Source organism: Cryptosporangium phraense (genome assembly GCF_006912135.1).
Classification (GTDB): domain Bacteria; phylum Actinomycetota; class Actinomycetes; order Mycobacteriales; family Cryptosporangiaceae; genus Cryptosporangium; species Cryptosporangium phraense.
In genome coordinates this window covers 103,436-120,058 of sequence record NZ_VIRS01000009.1, presented here as the reverse complement: position 1 = coordinate 120,058, position 16,623 = coordinate 103,436, and the positions used below count along the sequence as shown (strand labels likewise).

Below are 16,623 nucleotides of genomic sequence, written 5' to 3'. Positions count from 1 at the left end.
CCGTGCCCGGGACGACCGCACCAGCGGACGACAGTGCTGGGCAGGCGTCGATCAAGGCGGAGACGGAAACCGAACCGCCTGCGCACGGCAGACATCGGCTACGGAGGTTCATCCCACCGCGGTGGATGCGGACCAGCGTGGCGATCTTCCTGGTCGCGCTCGTCGGAGCGACGATCGGGATGCAGCTCGGCGGGCGCGCCGAGGTCGAGATCGGGCCGTTCCAGATGCAGCTGGCGGCGCAGCCGTCGCTGCACGGCGGGTCCCAGCTGCGGATCCCGCCGCTCGGCGCGATCTCGATCCAGGATCACGCCGGTCCGGTCCGGCTGGTCGCCCGGGTCGACGGGCTGAACGAGTCGGAGACCCGGCAGCTGATCGCCGACCCGGCGCGCATCGAGGAGGCCACCGACCTCACGACCGGCGACGTGAAGTCGGCGATCACCACGCTCGCGCTGCGCGCGGTCGGCGCCGGCTTCCTCGGCGCGCTGCTGCTCGGCGCGGTCGCGTTCCGGGACGTCCGGCGGACGCTGATCACCGGCGGGGTCTCGCTCGTGCTGCTGGCCGGCAGCGGTGGGATCGCCGCGGCCACGCTCAACCCGGCCAGCCTGAGCCAGCCGCGCTACGAGGGCCTGCTGACGAACGTCCCGGCGCTGATCGGTGACGCCCGCTCGATCTACGACAACTACGGCCACTACCAGAGCCAGCTGGTCGGGATCCTGACCAACATGAGCAAGGTCTACGAGGCCGTCTCGACGCTCCCGACCTACCAGCCGGACCCGAACACGATCCGGGTCATGCACGTCAGCGACCTGCACAACAACCCGACGTCCTGGCGGGTGATCAGCACGATCGGCAGCCAGTTCCAGGTCAACGCGGTGTTCGACACCGGCGACCTGACCGACTGGGGCAGCGCCGCCGAGGCGAACCTGTACGCGTCGAACATCACCGCGCTGAAGGTCCCGTACGTCTTCATCCGCGGGAACCACGACTCCGACGACGTGGCCCGGGCGGTCGCGGCGAACCGCAACGCGGTGGTGCTCGACGACCAGGTCCGGGAGGTCGCCGGGCTGGTCGTGGCCGGGGTCGGCAGCAGCCGGTTCACCCCCGACAAGACGACCGGCGACGACAACGCGGGCAAGGCGGTCGAAGCCGAGGCCGGCGAGCGGCTGGCCAAGACCGTGCTGCGCTACAACCGCGAGAACGACAAGTCGGTCGACGTCATGATGGTGCACGAGCCGGCCGCGGCCGAGCCGCTGAAGGACCACGGGCCGCTGATCCTGGCCGGGCACACGCACGAGCGGAAAGTCGAGGCGCTCGACAAGGACACGCTGCTGATGATCGAGGGGTCGACCGGCGCCGCGGGCCTGCGCGGCCTGCAGGGCGACACCCCGAAGTCGTTCGAGATGACCGTGCTGTACTTCGCGCAGGACGGGGAGCTGAAGGCGTACGACGAGATCACGGTGAGCGGGTCGGGGCAGTCGCAGGTGGAGCTGCGGCGGGTGATCGTCGGGCAGTCGAACGGCGCGTTCCCGTCGGCGACGGTGACCGCGACGCCGAGCGGCACGGTCACCGCCTCGACGCCTCCTCCGGCGAACACCGCGCCGGTGATCCCGTCTCCCACGCCTACTTCGTCGGTGTCACCCACCTCTTGATGACTTCCATGTGCCCGTTGCGGTAGCCCCAGATCAGGATGTAGCCGGGGTCGTTGTCCTGCTCGATCCGGATCAGGCCGTCGGGGCGGATCGTGAGGTGGAGCTGGCTCGGGTCCATCATCGTGGTCATCGCGCGGATGCCGCCGATCGAGGTGAGGTTCTCCGGAGTGCCTCGCAGAACGAAGAGCTGCATGACTCCGATGGTCGAGGGCGTCCCCGGGTCGCCCGGCTGGGGAACCCGCCGGCACCCGACCGAGACGAGGTAGTCCACCCGGCCGTCGCGGTCGATGTCGGCGGTGAGCATCGGGTAGCGGCTCTCGATCGTGTAGGTCGTGAGGTCGCCGATCGGGTCGCGCGCGGTGCCCGTTCCGTCGTGGAACTGGACCACCGGGCCGGTGCAGTTGCCGTTGCCGTCGTCGCGGAGGTCGAGTCGCGCGTTGCGGACGGTCTGCTTCCAGTCGGCCGGAGCCTGGTCGGTGGCCGGGGTCAGGCGATCGGGGGCTTGGCCTGGGCGCAGAATCACCGCGCTGATCGCGGTGAGGACGAGCAGCACCGCGGCGACGGTGATCAGGCCGCGCCTCTTCTGCCGGGCACCCAGCGCGCGTGCTTCCGGCGCACCGGGGCCGGCCATCGGCGTCGTCGCCCGGAATCGGTCGAATCGGGTGGTGACCTCGTCGTGGTCAGTAGTCACGGGACACCCTCTCTCGGTGCGCGATCTCGTCGGGACCCAACTGCGTGGCCAGGCGTCCGCGGGCCCGGTGGAGCCAGGACTTGACCGTCCCGGCCGCGACCTTCTCCCGCGCGGCGATCTCGTCGACCGACAGATCGCCCAGGTAGTGCAGGACGACCGCCCGACGCTGCGCCGGCGGCAGCGTGGCCAGCGCCCGGACCAGGTCGAGCCACTCCGGATCAGGTGGCGGCACCGGCTCGGCCCGTTGCTGGCGGCGGTGCGCGAACGCGACCCGGGCCCGCCGCCACCGGCTCACCGCCAGCCGGTAGGCGACGGTGCGCACCCAGGCGGCCGGGTCGGCGTAGCCGGAGAGGCGTGGCCACCGCCGCCAGGCCCGCGCGAACGCCTCCTGGGTGATGTCTTCGGCCTCGGCCCGGTCGCCCAGATAGGCCGCGATCTGCGTGCCGATGCCCGGGAAGTGCCGGGCGTAGAAGTCGTCGAACTCGCTCTCACGGGTCACCACGACCTCTTGTCACGCGGTGGGGTGGCCGGCGGTTGCAGTTCGTCGGCCCAGATGTTCGCGAAGTCGTTCAGGGGCCCCAGGGCGGCCATCAGTTGGTCGCCGAGCGGGGTCAGGCGGTTGACCTCGTCGGTCGCGACCAGGCCGGCCTCGCGCAGCTCGGTCAGCCGGGTCGCGAGCACGGTCGGGCTCATGCCGTCGCAGGCCCTCTGCAGTGCGCGGAAGCCCTGGGCGTCGGTGCGCAGCTCCCACAGGATCCGGAGCGTCCAGCGGCGCCCGAGCAGGTCGAGCAGCGCCATGACCGGCCGCCCGGTCGTCGACCCACGAACAGGTTTCCCGGGCAGCGGAGTCATGCTACGAATTATGTATCGCTACGTTTTCCGTATCGCTCGGAGGTAAGCAATGCTGGCCCCGCTGGAACCGCCGTACCCGCCGGACGTGGCGCGATTCCTGGAGAAGTGGATGCCGCCGGGGTTCGACGCCCCGCCGTTGGCGCTCTTCCGGCTCTTCGCCGTTCACCAGGAGCTGTGTGACCGGGTCCGGCCGATGGCGTCCGGGCTGCTCAACCATGGTCTGCTGCCGGCCGCCGACCGGGAGCTGCTGATCCTGCGGACGACGGCCGCGCTCGGCGCCGAGTACGAGTGGGGCATCCACGCCGTCGTGCAGGCGCCCGCGGCCGGGGTGGGCGAGGCGGCGCTGCACGCCACGGTCCACGGCTCGCCGGACGATTTCGACGACCCGCCGTTGATCCGGGCCGCGGACGAGTTGCTCGCCGGATCCCTCACCGCGGCGACGGTGACCGCGCTGGCGAGGACGCCGGAACAGATCATCGAGATCGTCCTGGTCGTCGGCTGGTACCGGACGCTCTCCACGCTCATTCGGACGGCGGACCTGGCGCTCGAGGAGTGGGCCGCGCGATTTCCCCGGCCAGTTGGACCCCGAATGGCCCGGTGATCCGGTTCCGGGACCGGCTAGCGTCGGACCACGTGGACCTCGATACGGTGCGGAAACAGTTCACCCCGGACCCCGGCTTCTTCAACACGGCGAGCCTCGGCGCTCCCCCGCGCGTCACGGTCGACGCCGTGCGCGACGCGATCGACGCCTGGTCGCACGGGCGGGCGACCGCCGGGGACTTCGACGTCTCGGTGGTCGGCGCCCGGGAGGCGTTCGCGCGCATCGCCGGGGTGCCGGCGGCGTCGGTGGCCGCCGGGTCGACGGTCTCGCCGCTGGTCGGGCTGATCGCCGCCGCGGTGCCGACCGGGGCCGAGGTGCTGGTCGCCGACGACGACTTCACGTCGCTGCTGTTCCCGTTCGCCGCGCAGGGCCGCCTGAACCTCCGGTCGGTGCCCCTGGCGTCGATCGCGGCCGAGGTGCGGAACTCGACCGCGCTGGTGGCCGTGTCGGCGGTGCAGTCGGCGGACGGGGCGCTGGTGGACCTGCCCGCGCTCCGGTCGGCCGTCGAAGCCTCGGGCGCCCAGTTGCTGCTCGACACGACCCAGGCGACCGGCTGGCTGCCGCTGGATCTGTCCTGGGTCGACTACGTCGTGTGCGGCGCCTACAAGTGGCTGCTGTCCCCGCGCGGGAGCTCGTTCCTCGTCGTCCGCCCGGACCGGGTCGACTCGCTGGTGCCGCACGCGGCCAACTGGTACGCCGGGGCCGACATCTGGGCGTCGATCTACGGCCTGCCGCTGCGCCTCGCGCCGGACGCCCGCCGCTTCGACACCTCGCCGGCCTGGTTCTCGTGGGTGGGTACGGCTACGTCACTGCAACTTCTCGCCGACCTCGATCCGGACGAGATCCACGCTCACAACGTGGCCATGGCGAACCGCCTCCGGACGGGCCTGGGACTGCCCGACGGCAACTCGGCGATCGTCTCGGTGCCGATGGATTCGGCCGGCCAGGAGCGGCTGCGCGCCGCCGGTATCCGTACCGCGATACGGGCGGGCGCAGTCCGCTTCTCCTGCCACCTCTACACGACGCCCGAAGACGTCGACCTGGCCCTCAGGACAATTTCTGGATGATGAGTTCGCGGACGGTCTTGGCGTCGGCCTGGCCCTTGGTGGCCTTCATGACCGCGCCGACCAGGGCGCCGGCCGCCGCGACCTTCCCGCTGCGGATCTTCTCGGCCACGTCCGGGTTGGCCGCGATCGCGTCGTCGACCGCGGCGCCCAGCGCCCCGGTGTCACTCACGACCTCGAGACCGCGCGCGGCCACGACCTCCTCCGGCGTGCCCTCGCCGGCCAGCACGCCGTCGAGCACCTGACGGGCCAGCTTGTCGTTGATCCGTCCCGCGTCCACCAGGGCCTGGACCTCGGCCACCTGGGCCGGAGCGATCGGCAGCGACTCGAGTTCGGTGCCGGTCTCGTTGGCCTTCCGGGCCAGCTCGCCCATCCACCACTTCCGGGCCGCCTCCGGCGACGTCCCGGCGTCGATCGTCGACTGGATCAGCTCGACCGCACCGGCGTTCACCACCGAGGCCCAGTCGTGGTCGTTGAGCCCCCAGGCCTGCTGGATCCGCTTCCGACGCTCGGCCGGCGGTTCCGGCAGCGTCTTCTTCAGCTCCTCCACCCAGGCGACGTCCGGCGCCAGCGGCACCAGGTCGGGCTCGGGGAAGTACCGGTAGTCGGTCGCCTCCTCCTTGCTCCGCCCGGGCGTCGTCTCGCCGGTGTCTTCATGGAAGTGCCGGGTCTCCTGCTTGATCTTCGCGCCGCTGTCGAGCAGGCCGGCCTGCCGGATCATCTCCGACCGCACCGCCCGCTCGACCGACCGCAGCGAGTTGACGTTCTTCGTCTCGGTGCGCGTCCCCCAGGGCTCCCCGGGGCGGTTCAGCGACGTGTTCACGTCGCACCGCATCGAGCCCTGCTCCATCCGGACGTCGGAGACGTCCAGGCCGCGGATGACGTCACGCAGCGCGGTGACGTACGCGCGAGCCACCTCGGGCGCGCGGGCGCCGGTGCCGGTGACCGGCTTGGTCACGATCTCGACCAGCGGGATCCCGGCCCGGTTGAAGTCGACCAGCGAGTGCGTGGCCCCGTGGATGCGCCCGGTCGCGCCGCCGACGTGCAGCGTCTTGCCGGTGTCTTCCTCCATGTGGACGCGCTCGATCTCGACCCGCACCGTCTCGCCGTCGACGTCGACGTCGAGGTAGCCGTCGACGCAGATCGGCTCGTCGTACTGGCTGATCTGGTAGTTCTTCGGCATGTCGGGGTAGAAGTAGTTCTTCCGCGCGAACCGGCACCAGGTCGCGATCGAACAGTTGAGCGCGAGCCCGATCCGGATCGTCGCCTCGACCGCGGCCGCGTTCACGACCGGCAGCGAGCCCGGGAGGCCCAGGCACACCGGGCAGACCTGGGTGTTCGGCTCGGCGCCGAACGTGGTCGCGCAGCCGCAGAACATCTTCGTGTTCGTACCCAACTCGACGTGGGTCTCGAGCCCGATCACCGGCTCGTACCTCGTCGTCACCTCGTCGAAGCCGACCGCGGTGACCGTCACTTCGCACCCCCCAGCAGCGGAGTCTTGTCGGAGAGCACACCCAGCGCGGCCTCGACCGCGGCCGCGACCCGGTAGCACCGGTCGTCGGCCAGCGCCGGCGCCATGATCTGCAGGCCGACCGGCAGGTTCTCGGTGGTGCCCGGGGCGGTCGCCAGCCCGACCGGCACCGAGATCGCCGGCAGCCCGGCCAGCGACGCCGGCAGCGTGCACAGGTCGGCCGCGTACATCGCCATCGGGTCGTCGACGCGCTCGCCCAGCTTGAACGCGGTCGTCGGCGTCGGCGGGCTGACCAGCACGTCGCAGGTCTCGAACGCGGCCGCGAAGTCGCGGCCGATCAGCGTGCGGACCTTCTGCGCCTGGCCGTAGTACGCGTCGTAGTAACCGGAGCTCAGCGCGTACGTGCCGATCATGATGCGCCGCTTGACCTCGGGCCCGAACCCGGCCTCGCGGGTCAGCGACATGACCTCTTCGAGGTCGCGGACGCCGTCGTCGCCGACCCGCAGGCCGTACCGGACCGCGTCGAAACGGGCCAGGTTGGACGACGCCTCGCTCGGCGCGATGAGGTAATAGGCGGCCAGCGCGTACCCGAAGTGCGGGCAGGAGACCTCGACGACCTTCGCGCCCATCTCCTCGAGCTTGGCGTAGGCGGTTTTCGCGGCCGCTTCGACGCCGGGCTCGTACCCGTCGCCGCCGAGTTCCTTGACGACGCCGACGGTCAGCCCGGCCAGGTCGCCGTGCGCACCCTCGCGAGCCGCGGCCACCACCGGCGGGACCGGCACGTTCAGGCTGGTGGAGTCGCAGTGGTCGTAGCCGCCGATGACCTCGTGCAGCAGCGCGGTGTCGAGCACCGTGCGGCCGAACGGACCGGCCTGGTCGAGCGAGGACGAGAACGCGATCAGCCCGTACCGGGACACGCCGCCGTACGTCGGCTTGTGCCCGACGATGCCGGTGACCGCGGCCGGCTGCCGGATCGACCCACCGGTGTCGGTGCCGATCGAGATCGGCGCCTCGAACGCGGCGACCGCGGCGCTGGACCCGCCGGACGACCCGCCGGGCGTCCGGTCGAGCGCCCACGGGTTGTGGCTCGCGCCGAACGCGGAGTTCTCGGTGGACGACCCCATCGCGAACTCGTCCATGTTGGTCTTGCCCAGGATGACGATCCCGGCCTCGCGCATCTTGCGCGTGATCGTCGCGTCGTACGGCGGGATCCAGCCTTCGAGGATCTTCGATCCCGAGGTCGTCTGCAGGCCGCGGGTGACGACCACGTCCTTCAACGCCAGCGGGACGCCGGCCAGCGCGCTTCGCGGCTCACCGTTGGCAATGTCGAGGTCGACGGCCTCGGCGGCGGCGAGCGCGCCGTCGTCGTCGACCACCAGGAACGCGTTGACGTCACCGTCGACGGCGCGGATGCGGTCGAGGTGCGCGCGGGTGACCTCGACGGCCGAGACGTCGCCGCCGGCGATCTTCGTGGCCAGGTCGGCCGCGGTGAGGCGGGTGAGCTCCTCGGACATACTCACTCCTCCTCGGTCAGGATGCGCGGGACGCGAAATCGCCCGTCCTCGGCCGCGGGGGCGGCGAGCAGCACCATCTCCCGGTCGATGGAGGGCCGGACCACGTCTTCCCGGAGCACGTTGGTGAGCGGCACCGCGTGGCTGGTCGGCGGGATGTCGTCGGCGGCGACCTCGCTGACCCGGGCGACCGAGCCGAGGATCACGTCGAGCTGGCCGGCGAACGTGTCCAGTTCGTCGTCGGTGACCGCGAGCCGGGCAAGCCGGGCGAGGTGCGCGACCTCCTCGCGGGAGATGGCGGGCATGGGAATGGTTCCCCTCGTATCGATAAATGCTCGCTGCATCCTACGGCGCAGGCCGGGGTGGCTCACACCGCGTTACGCCCGCCACGCGGCGGGCACTCGGATGGTTACGTACGCGTAATCAGATGCGGTCGCCGGCCGCGTCGGTCAGAGCCGGAACGATCGGGACCGTGCCCTCGACCAGTTCCAGCGCCAGCCCGGCGGTGAACGGACGGCGCAGGGCCGCTAGCAGGACCTCGGCGACGTCGTCGCGGGAGATCGAACCGCGCTCCACTTCGACGTCGAGCGCGACCCGGCCGGTGCCGGGCTCGTCGGTGAGGCCACCCGGGCGGATGATCGTCCAGGCCAGCTTGCGGTTCATCAGGTCGTGGTCGGCCGCCCGCTTGGCCTTCAGGTAGGCCGAGTAGACGGCGTCGGTGCCCGCCGGCGGGTCTTTCTCAACGCCGATCGCCGACACCATGAGGTACCGGTCGACGCCGGCCGCCTCGGCGGCGTCGGCGAGCAGGGCGGCCGCTCCGCGGTCGACCGTGTCCTTGCGGGCCGCGCCGCTTCCCGGGCCGGCCCCGGCCGCGAACACGACCGCGTCGGCGCCCCGGACGACCGCGGCGACCTCGTCGACCGAGGCCTTCTCCAGGTCGAGGACGACGGCCTCGGCTCCCGCCGCTTCGACGTCGGCGGCGTGATCGGGATTTCGGATGATGCCGACCGGCTGGTCTCCGTCCGAGCTCAGCAACCGCTCGAGCCGCAGTGCGATCTTCCCGTGCCCACCCGCTATGACGACTCGCATGCCTCCACCGTAGTCGTGCGGCGGAAAATGCGTCGGCGGGCCGTGGCAGGCTGTGGATATGCCCGGGCCGTTGAAAGTTCGAGGCTCGGTCGTCATACCGGAGGCCGAGCTCTACTGGCGGTTCTCCCGGTCGAGCGGGCCCGGCGGGCAGTCGGTGAACACCGCGGACTCGCGGGTCGAGCTGTCCTGGGACCTGGAGGCCTCCTCGGCGCTCGGCCCGGTGATGAAGGAGCGCGCCCGCGAGCGGCTGGCCGGCCGGCTCGTCGACGGGGTCGTCACGGTCGCCGCGTCCGAGCACCGCTCGCAGTACCGGAACCGGCTGGCGGCCGAGGAGCGGCTCGCCGCCCTGCTCTCCGAGGCGATCGCGCCGCCGCCGCGTCCGCGCCGGCCGACCCGGCCGAGCCGCGGTTCGGTCGAGCGCCGGTTGAGCGAGAAGGCCCGGCGCTCGCAGACCAAGCGCCTGCGCCGTAACAACGACGATTGATCAACGCTCATCCTTCGGACGTTCCGGCGCTTCCGGCCGCTGATGCGGCCGGAGCACCGCCGTCTGGGCCTTCGGACGGATCACCGACGGCGTGCCGGCGACCGGCGCGCTCGCCGCGCCGGCCCGGTTCTGGCTGGGCGCGGCGATCGTCGGCGGCGGGGCCCAGTGCTCACCCACGACCAGCGCCCGACGGACGGGACCGACAAGGAGGTGAAGCTGGCTCCCGGATAACCTCGGGGTCGTCGCGTGCGGCCTGAACCCGGGCGACGATCTCGGCGATCTGAGCGATCACGACCGAGCCGGCCACGATCGTGATCGGCCGCCCGAACTCCTCGCAGCAGGCGATCAACACCGTGCCCAGCACCGCCAGGACCTGCACCACCGTCATACCCCAGACCCTGCCGGTCCGGCGCGGCCACCACAGTGGAGGCCGATGGCCGATCCGGGGTAGACCTAGCTCTACGCCTCGGCTTCTTCCGGCTCGTCGGGACCGCCGATCGCGGCGATCTCCCGGGCCGCGTCCGGGCCGTCGGACAGCAGCACCCGGAAGCCGGCCTCGTCGAGCACCGGCACCTTCAGCTGCACCGCCTTGTCGTACTTCGACCCGGGCGCCTCCCCCACGACGACGAACCCGGTCTTCTTCGAGACCGACCCCGACACCTTGCCGCCGCGGTTCTGGATCTCTTCCTTGGCCGAGTCCCGGCTGAACTCCTCCAGCGACCCGGTCACCACGATCGTGACGCCCTCGAGCGGGCGCGGGCCCTCGTCGACCGCCTCCTCCTCGAGCCGGACGCCGGCCGCGCGCCACTTCTCGACGATCGCCCGGTGCCAGTCGACCGCGAACCACTCGTGCACGGCGGTGGCGATCGTCGGCCCGACGCCCTCGGCGCCCACCAGCTCCTCGGCCGGCGCGTCGGCGATCCGGTCGATCGAGCGGAACGACCGGGCCAGCGCCTGGGCGGCGGTGGGCCCGACGTGCCGGATCGACAGCGCGACGAGGACCCGCCAGAGCGGACGCTCCTTGGCCGCGGCGATCTCGGCGAAGAACCGCTCGGTGTTCTTCGTGGGCACCGACGGGACCTTCGGCGTGCCCTTCGTGTAGAAGAACGGCACGAGTTCCTCGTCGCCGGTCTTCTTGTTCACCCGCTTGATCGCCACCTCGGCGAGGTCTTCCGGGGTGAGCGCGAACAGGTCGCCCTCGTCTTGCAGGGGCGCCTTCGCCGGGGCGTCGGGGTGGGTCAGCGCGATCGCGGCCTCGTAGCCGAGCGCTTCGATGTCGAGCGCCGACCGGCTGGCCAGGAAGAAGATGCGCTCCCGGAGCTGGGCCGGGCACGACCGCGCGTTCGGGCACCGGATGTCGACGTCGGCTTCCTTCATCGGACGCAGCTCGGTGCCGCACTCGGGGCAGTGCGTCGGCATGACGAACTCGCGCTCGGTGCCGTCACGCAGGTCGACGACCGGGCCGACGATCTCCGGGATCACGTCGCCGGCCTTGCGCAGCACGACCGTGTCGCCGATCAGGACGCCCTTGCGGCGCACCTCGTTGGCGTTGTGCAGCGTCGCCATCTCGACCGTGGACCCGGACACCAGCACCGGCTCCATCACGCCGTACGGTGTGACCCGCCCGGTGCGCCCGACGTTCACCCGGATGTCGAGCAGCTTGGTGTTGACCTCTTCCGGCGGGTACTTGAACGCGATCGCCCAGCGCGGGGCCCGGGACGTCGAGCCGAGCCGCCGCTGGGCCGCGACCTCGTCGATCTTGACGACGACGCCGTCGATCTCGTGCTCGACCGAGTGCCGGTTCTCGCCGAAGTTCGCGATGTAGGCGCGCACCTCGTCGAGGGTGTTCACGACCCGGTAGTGCGACGAGGTCGGCAGGCCCCAGGCCTTGAGCCGCTCGTACGCCTCGGACTGCCGGGTCAGCGCGAAGCCCTCGCGGGCGCCGATGCCGTGCACGAGCATGCGCAGCGGCCGGGACGCGGTGACCCGCGGGTCCTTCTGGCGCAGCGAACCGGCGGCCGCGTTGCGCGGGTTCGCGAACGGGGCCTTGCCCGCCTCGACCAGCGACGCGTTCAGGTCACCGAACGCCTCGACCGGGAAGAACACCTCGCCCCGGACCTCGACCAGCGCCGGGATGTCGTGCCCGCCGTCGTCGGACAGCACGTTCGGGATGTCGGCGATCGTCCGGATGTTGAGCGTGACGTCTTCGCCGGTGACGCCGTTGCCGCGGGTCAGCGCCCGGGTCAGGCGGCCGTTCTCGTAGAGCAGGTTGATCGCGAGCCCGTCGATCTTGAGCTCGCACAGGTAGTGCACGTCGTCGCCGACCTCGCGGTGGACGCGCTCGGCCCACTCGCTGACCTCGTCGTCGCTGAACGCGTTGTCGAGGCTGAGCATCCGCTCGAGGTGGTCGACCGCGGTGAATTCGGTGGAGAACGTGCCGCCGACCCGCTGCGTCGGCGATTCGGGGGTGCGCAGGTCGGGGTGCGCCTCCTCGATCGCCTCGAGCTCGCGCATCATCCGGTCGTACTCGGCGTCGGAGATCGTCGGCGCGTCGGAGACGTAGTACGCGAACTGGGCCCCGAGGATCTCCTCGGCCAGCTCGTCGTGCTGCTTGCGTACCTCGGCCGGTGCCGCTGTCTCGTCCACGCTCATGCCTCCGGATCCTTGACGAGGGTGCGCCCGGCTGCCCGGACCTGCGTCAGCACTTCTCGCGCGCGGTCTTCGGTGGCGCCGGCCAGCCCGCAGGCCGGCGTCGTCACCACCTGCTGCGCCAGCGACGTCGGGTCGAAACCCAGGCGCTGCCACAACGTCCGCACGGGCTCGACGCTAGCGCCCGGGTCCGACAGTTTTCGCAGTTCAGCTCGCGGAAGCCCGGTGGGCGCCAGCGCAGGCACCACCCCGGCGAACAGCCCGAGCCCGGCGTCGAGCTCCTCGCCCAGCGCGTCGATCGCCGCAGTGCGCCACCGGTCCGGCGGCCCCCAGAGCGTCAGATCCGCCGACACCGCGACCGCCCCGGCCCGCCGGAACACCCCCCACGGGACGTCCGGCGCGCAGCAGTGGAACACCACCGGCACGCCGAGCTTCTCGACCAGCGTCGTCAACGACTCGAGAACGACGACCTCCTCGGGCCGGCGCAGCGTCCCGTACCCGCTGGGCGTCTTGATGCGTCCGGCCAGCACCGCGGGCAGCGACGGCTCGTCCAGTTGCAGGACGATCGACGCCCCCGGCACCCGCCGGCGCACGTCGGCCAGGTGCGCCAGCAACCCGTCCAGCAACGACGACGCCAGATCCCGCACCGCCCCCGGGTCCGACACGGCCGCCACCCCGTTGTGCAGCTCGACCGACGCGGCCAGCGTCCACACCCCGGCGGCCTGGATCTTGAGCGGCCCCGTGTACCCCTCGGCGTGCTCGGTCAGCGCGTCCAGATCGCGCTCCATCAGGTCCAACGCACGGCGCAGGTCCCGGCCGGGCCGGTCGACCAGCCGCCATCCGGACGGCTGCAGGTCGACCGGGAGTTCCACCAGGAACGACGCGCCCCGGCCGATCACGTCCGAACCGGGACCGCGGCCCGGCAGCTCGGGCAGGTGCGGCAGGTCGGGCAGCTCGCCGAGCACCGTGCGCACGGCCTCGATCACATCGGTACCGGGCATCGACCCGACGCCGGTCGCAGCACCTTCAGGCCAGGGATAGTCCACCCCTGAACCTTATTAGCTGGTCAGAGTCCGCAGATGATCCAGCGCCCGGTCGAGCGCGGCCGAGGCGACCACCTCGATGTCCGGCACCACCCCGACGCCCTCCCAGTTCCGGCCGGTGCGGGGGCTGATCGACCGGGCGATCGGGATCGTCACCCGCAGGTGGGGGTGCACCTGGATCCGATCGACCGGGTGGGCCCCGCCCCGGGTGGTCTCGCCGATCAGCGTCGCCCGCCCGAGCTCCTTCAGGTCCCAGGCCAGCTCCTCTCCTCCGGAGAACGTGGAACCGCTGGTCAGCACCACTACCGGGCGCTCGCTGCCGAAGCGCGGGCCGGGCACGAACGACGACGTCCAGAACTGCCGGGTCTCGTCCGAGGCGCGGAAGTAGAGGTCGTTGAGGTGCACCGGCTCGGGCCCGAACAGGTAACTGCAGAGGAACGCGACCTGGTACGGCGACCCGCCCCGGCAGCGGCGCAGGTCGAGAACGAGGCCGTCGGCCCCGTCGGCCAGCGTCATCGCCGCGGTCGCGGCCGGCGCGGCGATCTCCGGCGGCCAGAGCAGGTCGATCTCGAGGTAGGCCACGTTGCCGTCGAGCCGCTCGACCTTGGCGAAGCCGCCGCCGGTGCGGGCAGCCTCCCGGACCTCCTGGGCGCGCTCCTCGGCCTCGTCGGCGGTCTCGTCCCCGGTGCTCAGCGGCAGCGCCTCGGACGTGAACTGCAGGCGCAGGTGTTTGTCGCCGTTGATCGTCTGCAGGTCCTCGGTGACGAGGTCGGCGAGCGCGTCCGGCTCGAGGCCGTCGGGGTAGCGCCCGGCCGACTGCGCCGACCGCACCGCGGTGGCCGCCTTGGCGCCCACGTCGGGGAACACGTACCGGTCGAGTAACTCGATAGTCCGGTCGATCATCGCGTCGATCTCGTCTTGTCGCATGTAGGCAGTGAAGCAGCGCGCTTGACAAAGCGTCAAGAGGTCTTGACTCTTGGACCCGTGGACGAACACCTCGAGATCTCGGACGCCGCTCAGTACCGGGCGCTCGGCCATCCGCTGCGGCATCGGCTGCTGTTCGCGCTCGGGCAGCAGCCGGCCACGATCAGCCAGCTCGCGAAGGGGCTCGACCAGCGCAAGGGCAACATCGCGCACCACCTCGGGGTGCTGGAGGCGGCCGGGCTGGTGCGGATCGTCGAGACCCGTCAGGTGCGCGGAGGCACCGAGCACTACTACCAGCGGTCGGCGCGTCGGATCTCGTTCGACCGTCCGGACGCCACCCCGGTGATCGCCCGGGCGGTCGCCGACGAGCTCGTCTCGGCCGAGCGGATCGGTGGGCGGATGCGGACCCTCCGGCTGACCGCCGACCAGGCCGGCGCCCTCGCGGCCGCGATCGAGAAGCTGATCGACGGTCTCGAGGACGCCGGCGACTCCGCGGAGCGCTACGGGGTCTTCGCCTCGGTCTGGAAGCCGTGACCCGGTCAGCTGGTCAGGTCGTAGACCGTGGTGCTGCCGACCGTGGTCGCGGTGTAGTTCGCCTCGACCCAGGTCGTGATCTGGCTGAGCACTCCGTCTCCCTGGCCTCCCTGGCCTCCGGCGATGAAGTAGCCGATCCGGCCGGCCTTCACGAGGGCTTGGAACTGGGCCAGCGTCGTCGATTCGTCGCTGCCGGACCAGCCGCCGATCGACATGACCGCCTTTCCGGTGGAGAGCTCCAGGGAGGCCGCGGACTGCGAGGTTCCGACCGCGGCGGCCCAGGTCGCGGTCGATTTCTTCAGCAGCGCGGTCAGCTCCGCGCTGGTGGCTCCGCCACCCGGGTTTCCCGCGTTTGCCGACGTCCCTGAGCCTGGCGACGTGGAGCCGGCGCGCGCGGTGGGGGCGCTGCCGTTCTGGGTGGAGGGGGCGCCGGTGGGCGGGGTGCCGCCTCGGGTGCCGCCGCCGGGGCCGCCGGTGCCCATCGTCGCGGTGGCGGCCGGGCCGGCCGTCGGCGTGCTGCCGTTGTGCGCGGTCGACGCGGTCTGCACCGCGTAGGCGCCGCTGCCGGCCAGGCCGGTGAGCACCCCGGCGATCAGCGCGACCGCTGCCAGCTTCTTCCACCGCGTCCCCACGAGCAGCGCCACCGCGGCGACCACCGCACCGGCCACGATCACGTAGCGCAGCGGCGCGTACCAGTCCGCCGTCCGGTTCAGCAGCGCGTAGCTCCAGACCCCGGTCGCGGCCACCATCGCCGCCAGCGTCACCCGCCCGACGACCCGCCGCCGCTCGGACCAGAGCAACCGGCCCGACACCGCGATCGTCCCGACCACACCCGGCGCCATCGCGACCGTGTAGTACTCGTGCACCGTGCCCTCCATGAACGAGAGCACCAGCCCGGTGACCACCGTCCAGCCACCCCACAGCACCAGCGCGGCCCGGGTCCGGTCGGTCCGCGGCCGGCGCGCGGTCAGCACCAGCCCGACGACCAGCCCGATCAGCGCGGCCGGCAACAGCCATGAGATCTGCCCGCCCATGTTCTCGTTGAACAGCCGGAACAGCCCGGCGGACCCGCTGAAACCGCCGCCACCGCCCCCGCCGTTGCCCTCTCCGCCGGTGAGCCGGCTCAGGCCGTTGTAGCCGAGCGCCAGCTCGAGCGCGCTGTTTCCTTCCGACCCTCCGACATACGGACGGGACGACGCCGGCCAGAGCTCGACCAGCGCGATCCACCAACCGGCCGAGACCACCAGCGACACCCCGGCCAGCAGCAGCTGCCCGATCCGGCGACGCGTCCGCGGCTGACCCGCGACCAGGTACACCAGCGCGAACGCCGGCAAGACGAGGAACGCCTGCAGCATCTTCGTCAGGAAGCCGAACCCGAGCGCCGACCCGGCCGCGAGCAGCCAGCCCGTCCGCCCGGACTCGACCGCCCGCACCATGAAGTACCCGCCGGCCACCAGCAGCAGCGTCAGCAGAGCGTCCGGATTGTTGAACCGGAACATGAGCACGGCGACCGGCGTGAGCGCCAGAGCCGCCCCGGCGAAGAGGCCGGCCACGTGCCCGAACCACCGCTTCACGGCGGCGTACAGCAGCCCGACGGCGGCGACGCCCATCAGGGCCTGCGGGGCGAGCATGCTCCACGAGTTGAAGCCGAAGAGCCGGCCGGAGAGGCCCATCACCCACAGCGCGGCCGGCGGCTTGTCGACCGTGATGTAGTTCGCGCTGTCCAGCGAGCCGAACAGCAGGGCCTTCCAGCTCTGGGTCGCGGCCTGGACCGCGGCCGCGTAGAACTCGTTCGCGTAGCCGGAGGCCGAGAGGTTCCACAGGTAGAGCGCGGCCGTTCCGATCAGCAGCGCGAACAGCGAGGGCCGATGCCAGCCCGGCTGGTGCGCGGGCCCGCGCAGGAATCGCTTCACCCGCCCCGGCGGCGGCGCGTGCCGGTGGGGTGACGATCGGGGGCCGAGCTCGGGACGTGCGAGTGTCGCGGTCATGGGCCCAACGATCGGCAGCCGCCCTGATCGGTACCCATGAGACGACTGAGAACTCGCTGAGCGGTACCCCTGC

General features: G+C 71.8%; 17 protein-coding genes. 5 read left to right on the top strand and 12 right to left on the bottom strand.

What is annotated here, in order from left to right; all coding sequences use genetic code 11:
• The first annotated feature begins 125 nt into the window (after positions 1-125).
• A complete protein-coding gene (locus FL583_RS14845; protein WP_142705214.1) occupies positions 126-1,649 on the top strand; it encodes a metallophosphoesterase family protein in 1,524 nt (507 codons plus the stop codon).
• Here FL583_RS14845 and FL583_RS14840 read toward each other — a convergent pair.
• The 3 genes from FL583_RS14840 to FL583_RS14830 are packed head-to-tail and all read right to left on the bottom strand — an operon-like array spanning position 1,621 to position 3,192.
• Positions 1,621-2,340, bottom strand: a complete 720-nt coding sequence (locus FL583_RS14840) for a hypothetical protein (RefSeq protein WP_142705213.1) — start codon at positions 2,338-2,340, stop codon at positions 1,621-1,623. The genes FL583_RS14845 and FL583_RS14840 overlap by 29 nt on opposite strands.
• Positions 2,330-2,839: an RNA polymerase sigma factor gene (locus tag FL583_RS14835; RefSeq protein ID WP_205752149.1), complete on the bottom strand. Its 510-nt coding sequence runs from the start codon at positions 2,837-2,839 to the stop codon at positions 2,330-2,332. The genes FL583_RS14840 and FL583_RS14835 overlap by 11 nt, the downstream gene beginning before the upstream one ends.
• Positions 2,836-3,192, bottom strand: a complete 357-nt coding sequence (locus FL583_RS14830) for a winged helix-turn-helix transcriptional regulator (RefSeq protein ID WP_142705211.1) — start codon at positions 3,190-3,192, stop codon at positions 2,836-2,838. Before FL583_RS14830 ends, FL583_RS14835 begins: the two co-directional genes overlap by 4 nt.
• 49 nt (positions 3,193-3,241) lie before the next feature.
• Between FL583_RS14830 and FL583_RS14825 the strand changes: the two genes are divergently transcribed.
• The gene (locus FL583_RS14825; protein ID WP_142705210.1) at positions 3,242-3,793 is read left to right on the top strand and encodes a carboxymuconolactone decarboxylase family protein; all 552 of its coding nucleotides are present in this window, start codon (positions 3,242-3,244) and stop codon (positions 3,791-3,793) included.
• Positions 3,794-3,825: 32 nt separating this feature from the next.
• Positions 3,826-4,860 carry an aminotransferase class V-fold PLP-dependent enzyme gene (locus tag FL583_RS14820; protein ID WP_205752148.1) on the top strand — a complete coding sequence of 345 codons (1,035 nt, stop codon included), beginning with the start codon at positions 3,826-3,828 and terminating at the stop codon, positions 4,858-4,860.
• On the opposite strand, the gene gatB is transcribed toward FL583_RS14820, so the two are convergent.
• From gatB to FL583_RS14800, 4 genes are all read right to left on the bottom strand, one after another.
• Positions 4,841-6,331 (bottom strand): Asp-tRNA(Asn)/Glu-tRNA(Gln) amidotransferase subunit GatB, encoded by a 1,491-nt coding sequence (gene gatB, locus FL583_RS14815; protein ID WP_142705209.1) that lies wholly within the window; start codon positions 6,329-6,331, stop codon positions 4,841-4,843. The two genes, FL583_RS14820 and gatB, sit on opposite strands and share 20 nt — an antisense overlap.
• Positions 6,328-7,842, bottom strand: a complete 1,515-nt coding sequence (gene gatA / locus FL583_RS14810) for an Asp-tRNA(Asn)/Glu-tRNA(Gln) amidotransferase subunit GatA (protein ID WP_142705208.1) — start codon at positions 7,840-7,842, stop codon at positions 6,328-6,330. Before gatA ends, gatB begins: the two co-directional genes overlap by 4 nt.
• Positions 7,843-7,844: 2 nt before the next feature.
• Positions 7,845-8,144, bottom strand: coding sequence for an Asp-tRNA(Asn)/Glu-tRNA(Gln) amidotransferase subunit GatC (gene gatC / locus FL583_RS14805; RefSeq protein ID WP_142705207.1), 300 nt, complete (start codon positions 8,142-8,144; stop codon positions 7,845-7,847).
• A gap of 118 nt (positions 8,145-8,262) precedes the next feature.
• Entirely contained in the window at positions 8,263-8,928 is a 666-nt protein-coding gene (locus tag FL583_RS14800; protein WP_142705206.1) for an SDR family oxidoreductase, read from the bottom strand.
• Between the two features lie 58 nt (positions 8,929-8,986).
• Between FL583_RS14800 and arfB the strand changes: the two genes are divergently transcribed.
• Positions 8,987-9,412 carry an alternative ribosome rescue aminoacyl-tRNA hydrolase ArfB gene (gene arfB / locus FL583_RS14795; protein ID WP_142705205.1) on the top strand — a complete coding sequence of 142 codons (426 nt, stop codon included), beginning with the start codon at positions 8,987-8,989 and terminating at the stop codon, positions 9,410-9,412.
• A 169-nt stretch (positions 9,413-9,581) separates the two neighbouring features.
• On the opposite strand, the gene FL583_RS14790 is transcribed toward arfB, so the two are convergent.
• From FL583_RS14790 to FL583_RS14775, 4 genes are all read right to left on the bottom strand, one after another.
• Positions 9,582-9,800, bottom strand: a complete 219-nt coding sequence (locus FL583_RS14790) for a hypothetical protein (RefSeq protein WP_142705204.1) — start codon at positions 9,798-9,800, stop codon at positions 9,582-9,584.
• A gap of 71 nt (positions 9,801-9,871) precedes the next feature.
• The gene (gene ligA, locus FL583_RS14785) at positions 9,872-12,064 is read right to left on the bottom strand and encodes an NAD-dependent DNA ligase LigA (RefSeq protein ID WP_142705203.1); all 2,193 of its coding nucleotides are present in this window, start codon (positions 12,062-12,064) and stop codon (positions 9,872-9,874) included.
• The gene (locus FL583_RS14780) at positions 12,061-13,062 is read right to left on the bottom strand and encodes a methionine synthase (RefSeq protein ID WP_142705370.1); all 1,002 of its coding nucleotides are present in this window, start codon (positions 13,060-13,062) and stop codon (positions 12,061-12,063) included. The genes ligA and FL583_RS14780 overlap by 4 nt, the downstream gene beginning before the upstream one ends.
• 57 nt (positions 13,063-13,119) lie before the next feature.
• The gene (locus tag FL583_RS14775) at positions 13,120-14,031 is read right to left on the bottom strand and encodes a S41 family peptidase (RefSeq protein WP_170323651.1); all 912 of its coding nucleotides are present in this window, start codon (positions 14,029-14,031) and stop codon (positions 13,120-13,122) included.
• Positions 14,032-14,088: 57 nt separating this feature from the next.
• Between FL583_RS14775 and FL583_RS14770 the strand changes: the two genes are divergently transcribed.
• Complete coding sequence (locus FL583_RS14770) at positions 14,089-14,562, top strand: ArsR/SmtB family transcription factor (RefSeq protein ID WP_142705202.1); 474 nt, start codon at positions 14,089-14,091, stop codon at positions 14,560-14,562.
• 5 nt (positions 14,563-14,567) lie between these two features.
• Here FL583_RS14770 and FL583_RS14765 read toward each other — a convergent pair whose 3' ends face one another.
• On the bottom strand, positions 14,568-16,550 hold the full coding sequence (locus FL583_RS14765; protein ID WP_142705201.1) for a glycosyltransferase family 39 protein: 1,983 nt from the start codon (positions 16,548-16,550) through the stop codon (positions 14,568-14,570).
• Positions 16,551-16,623 lie beyond the last annotated feature (73 nt).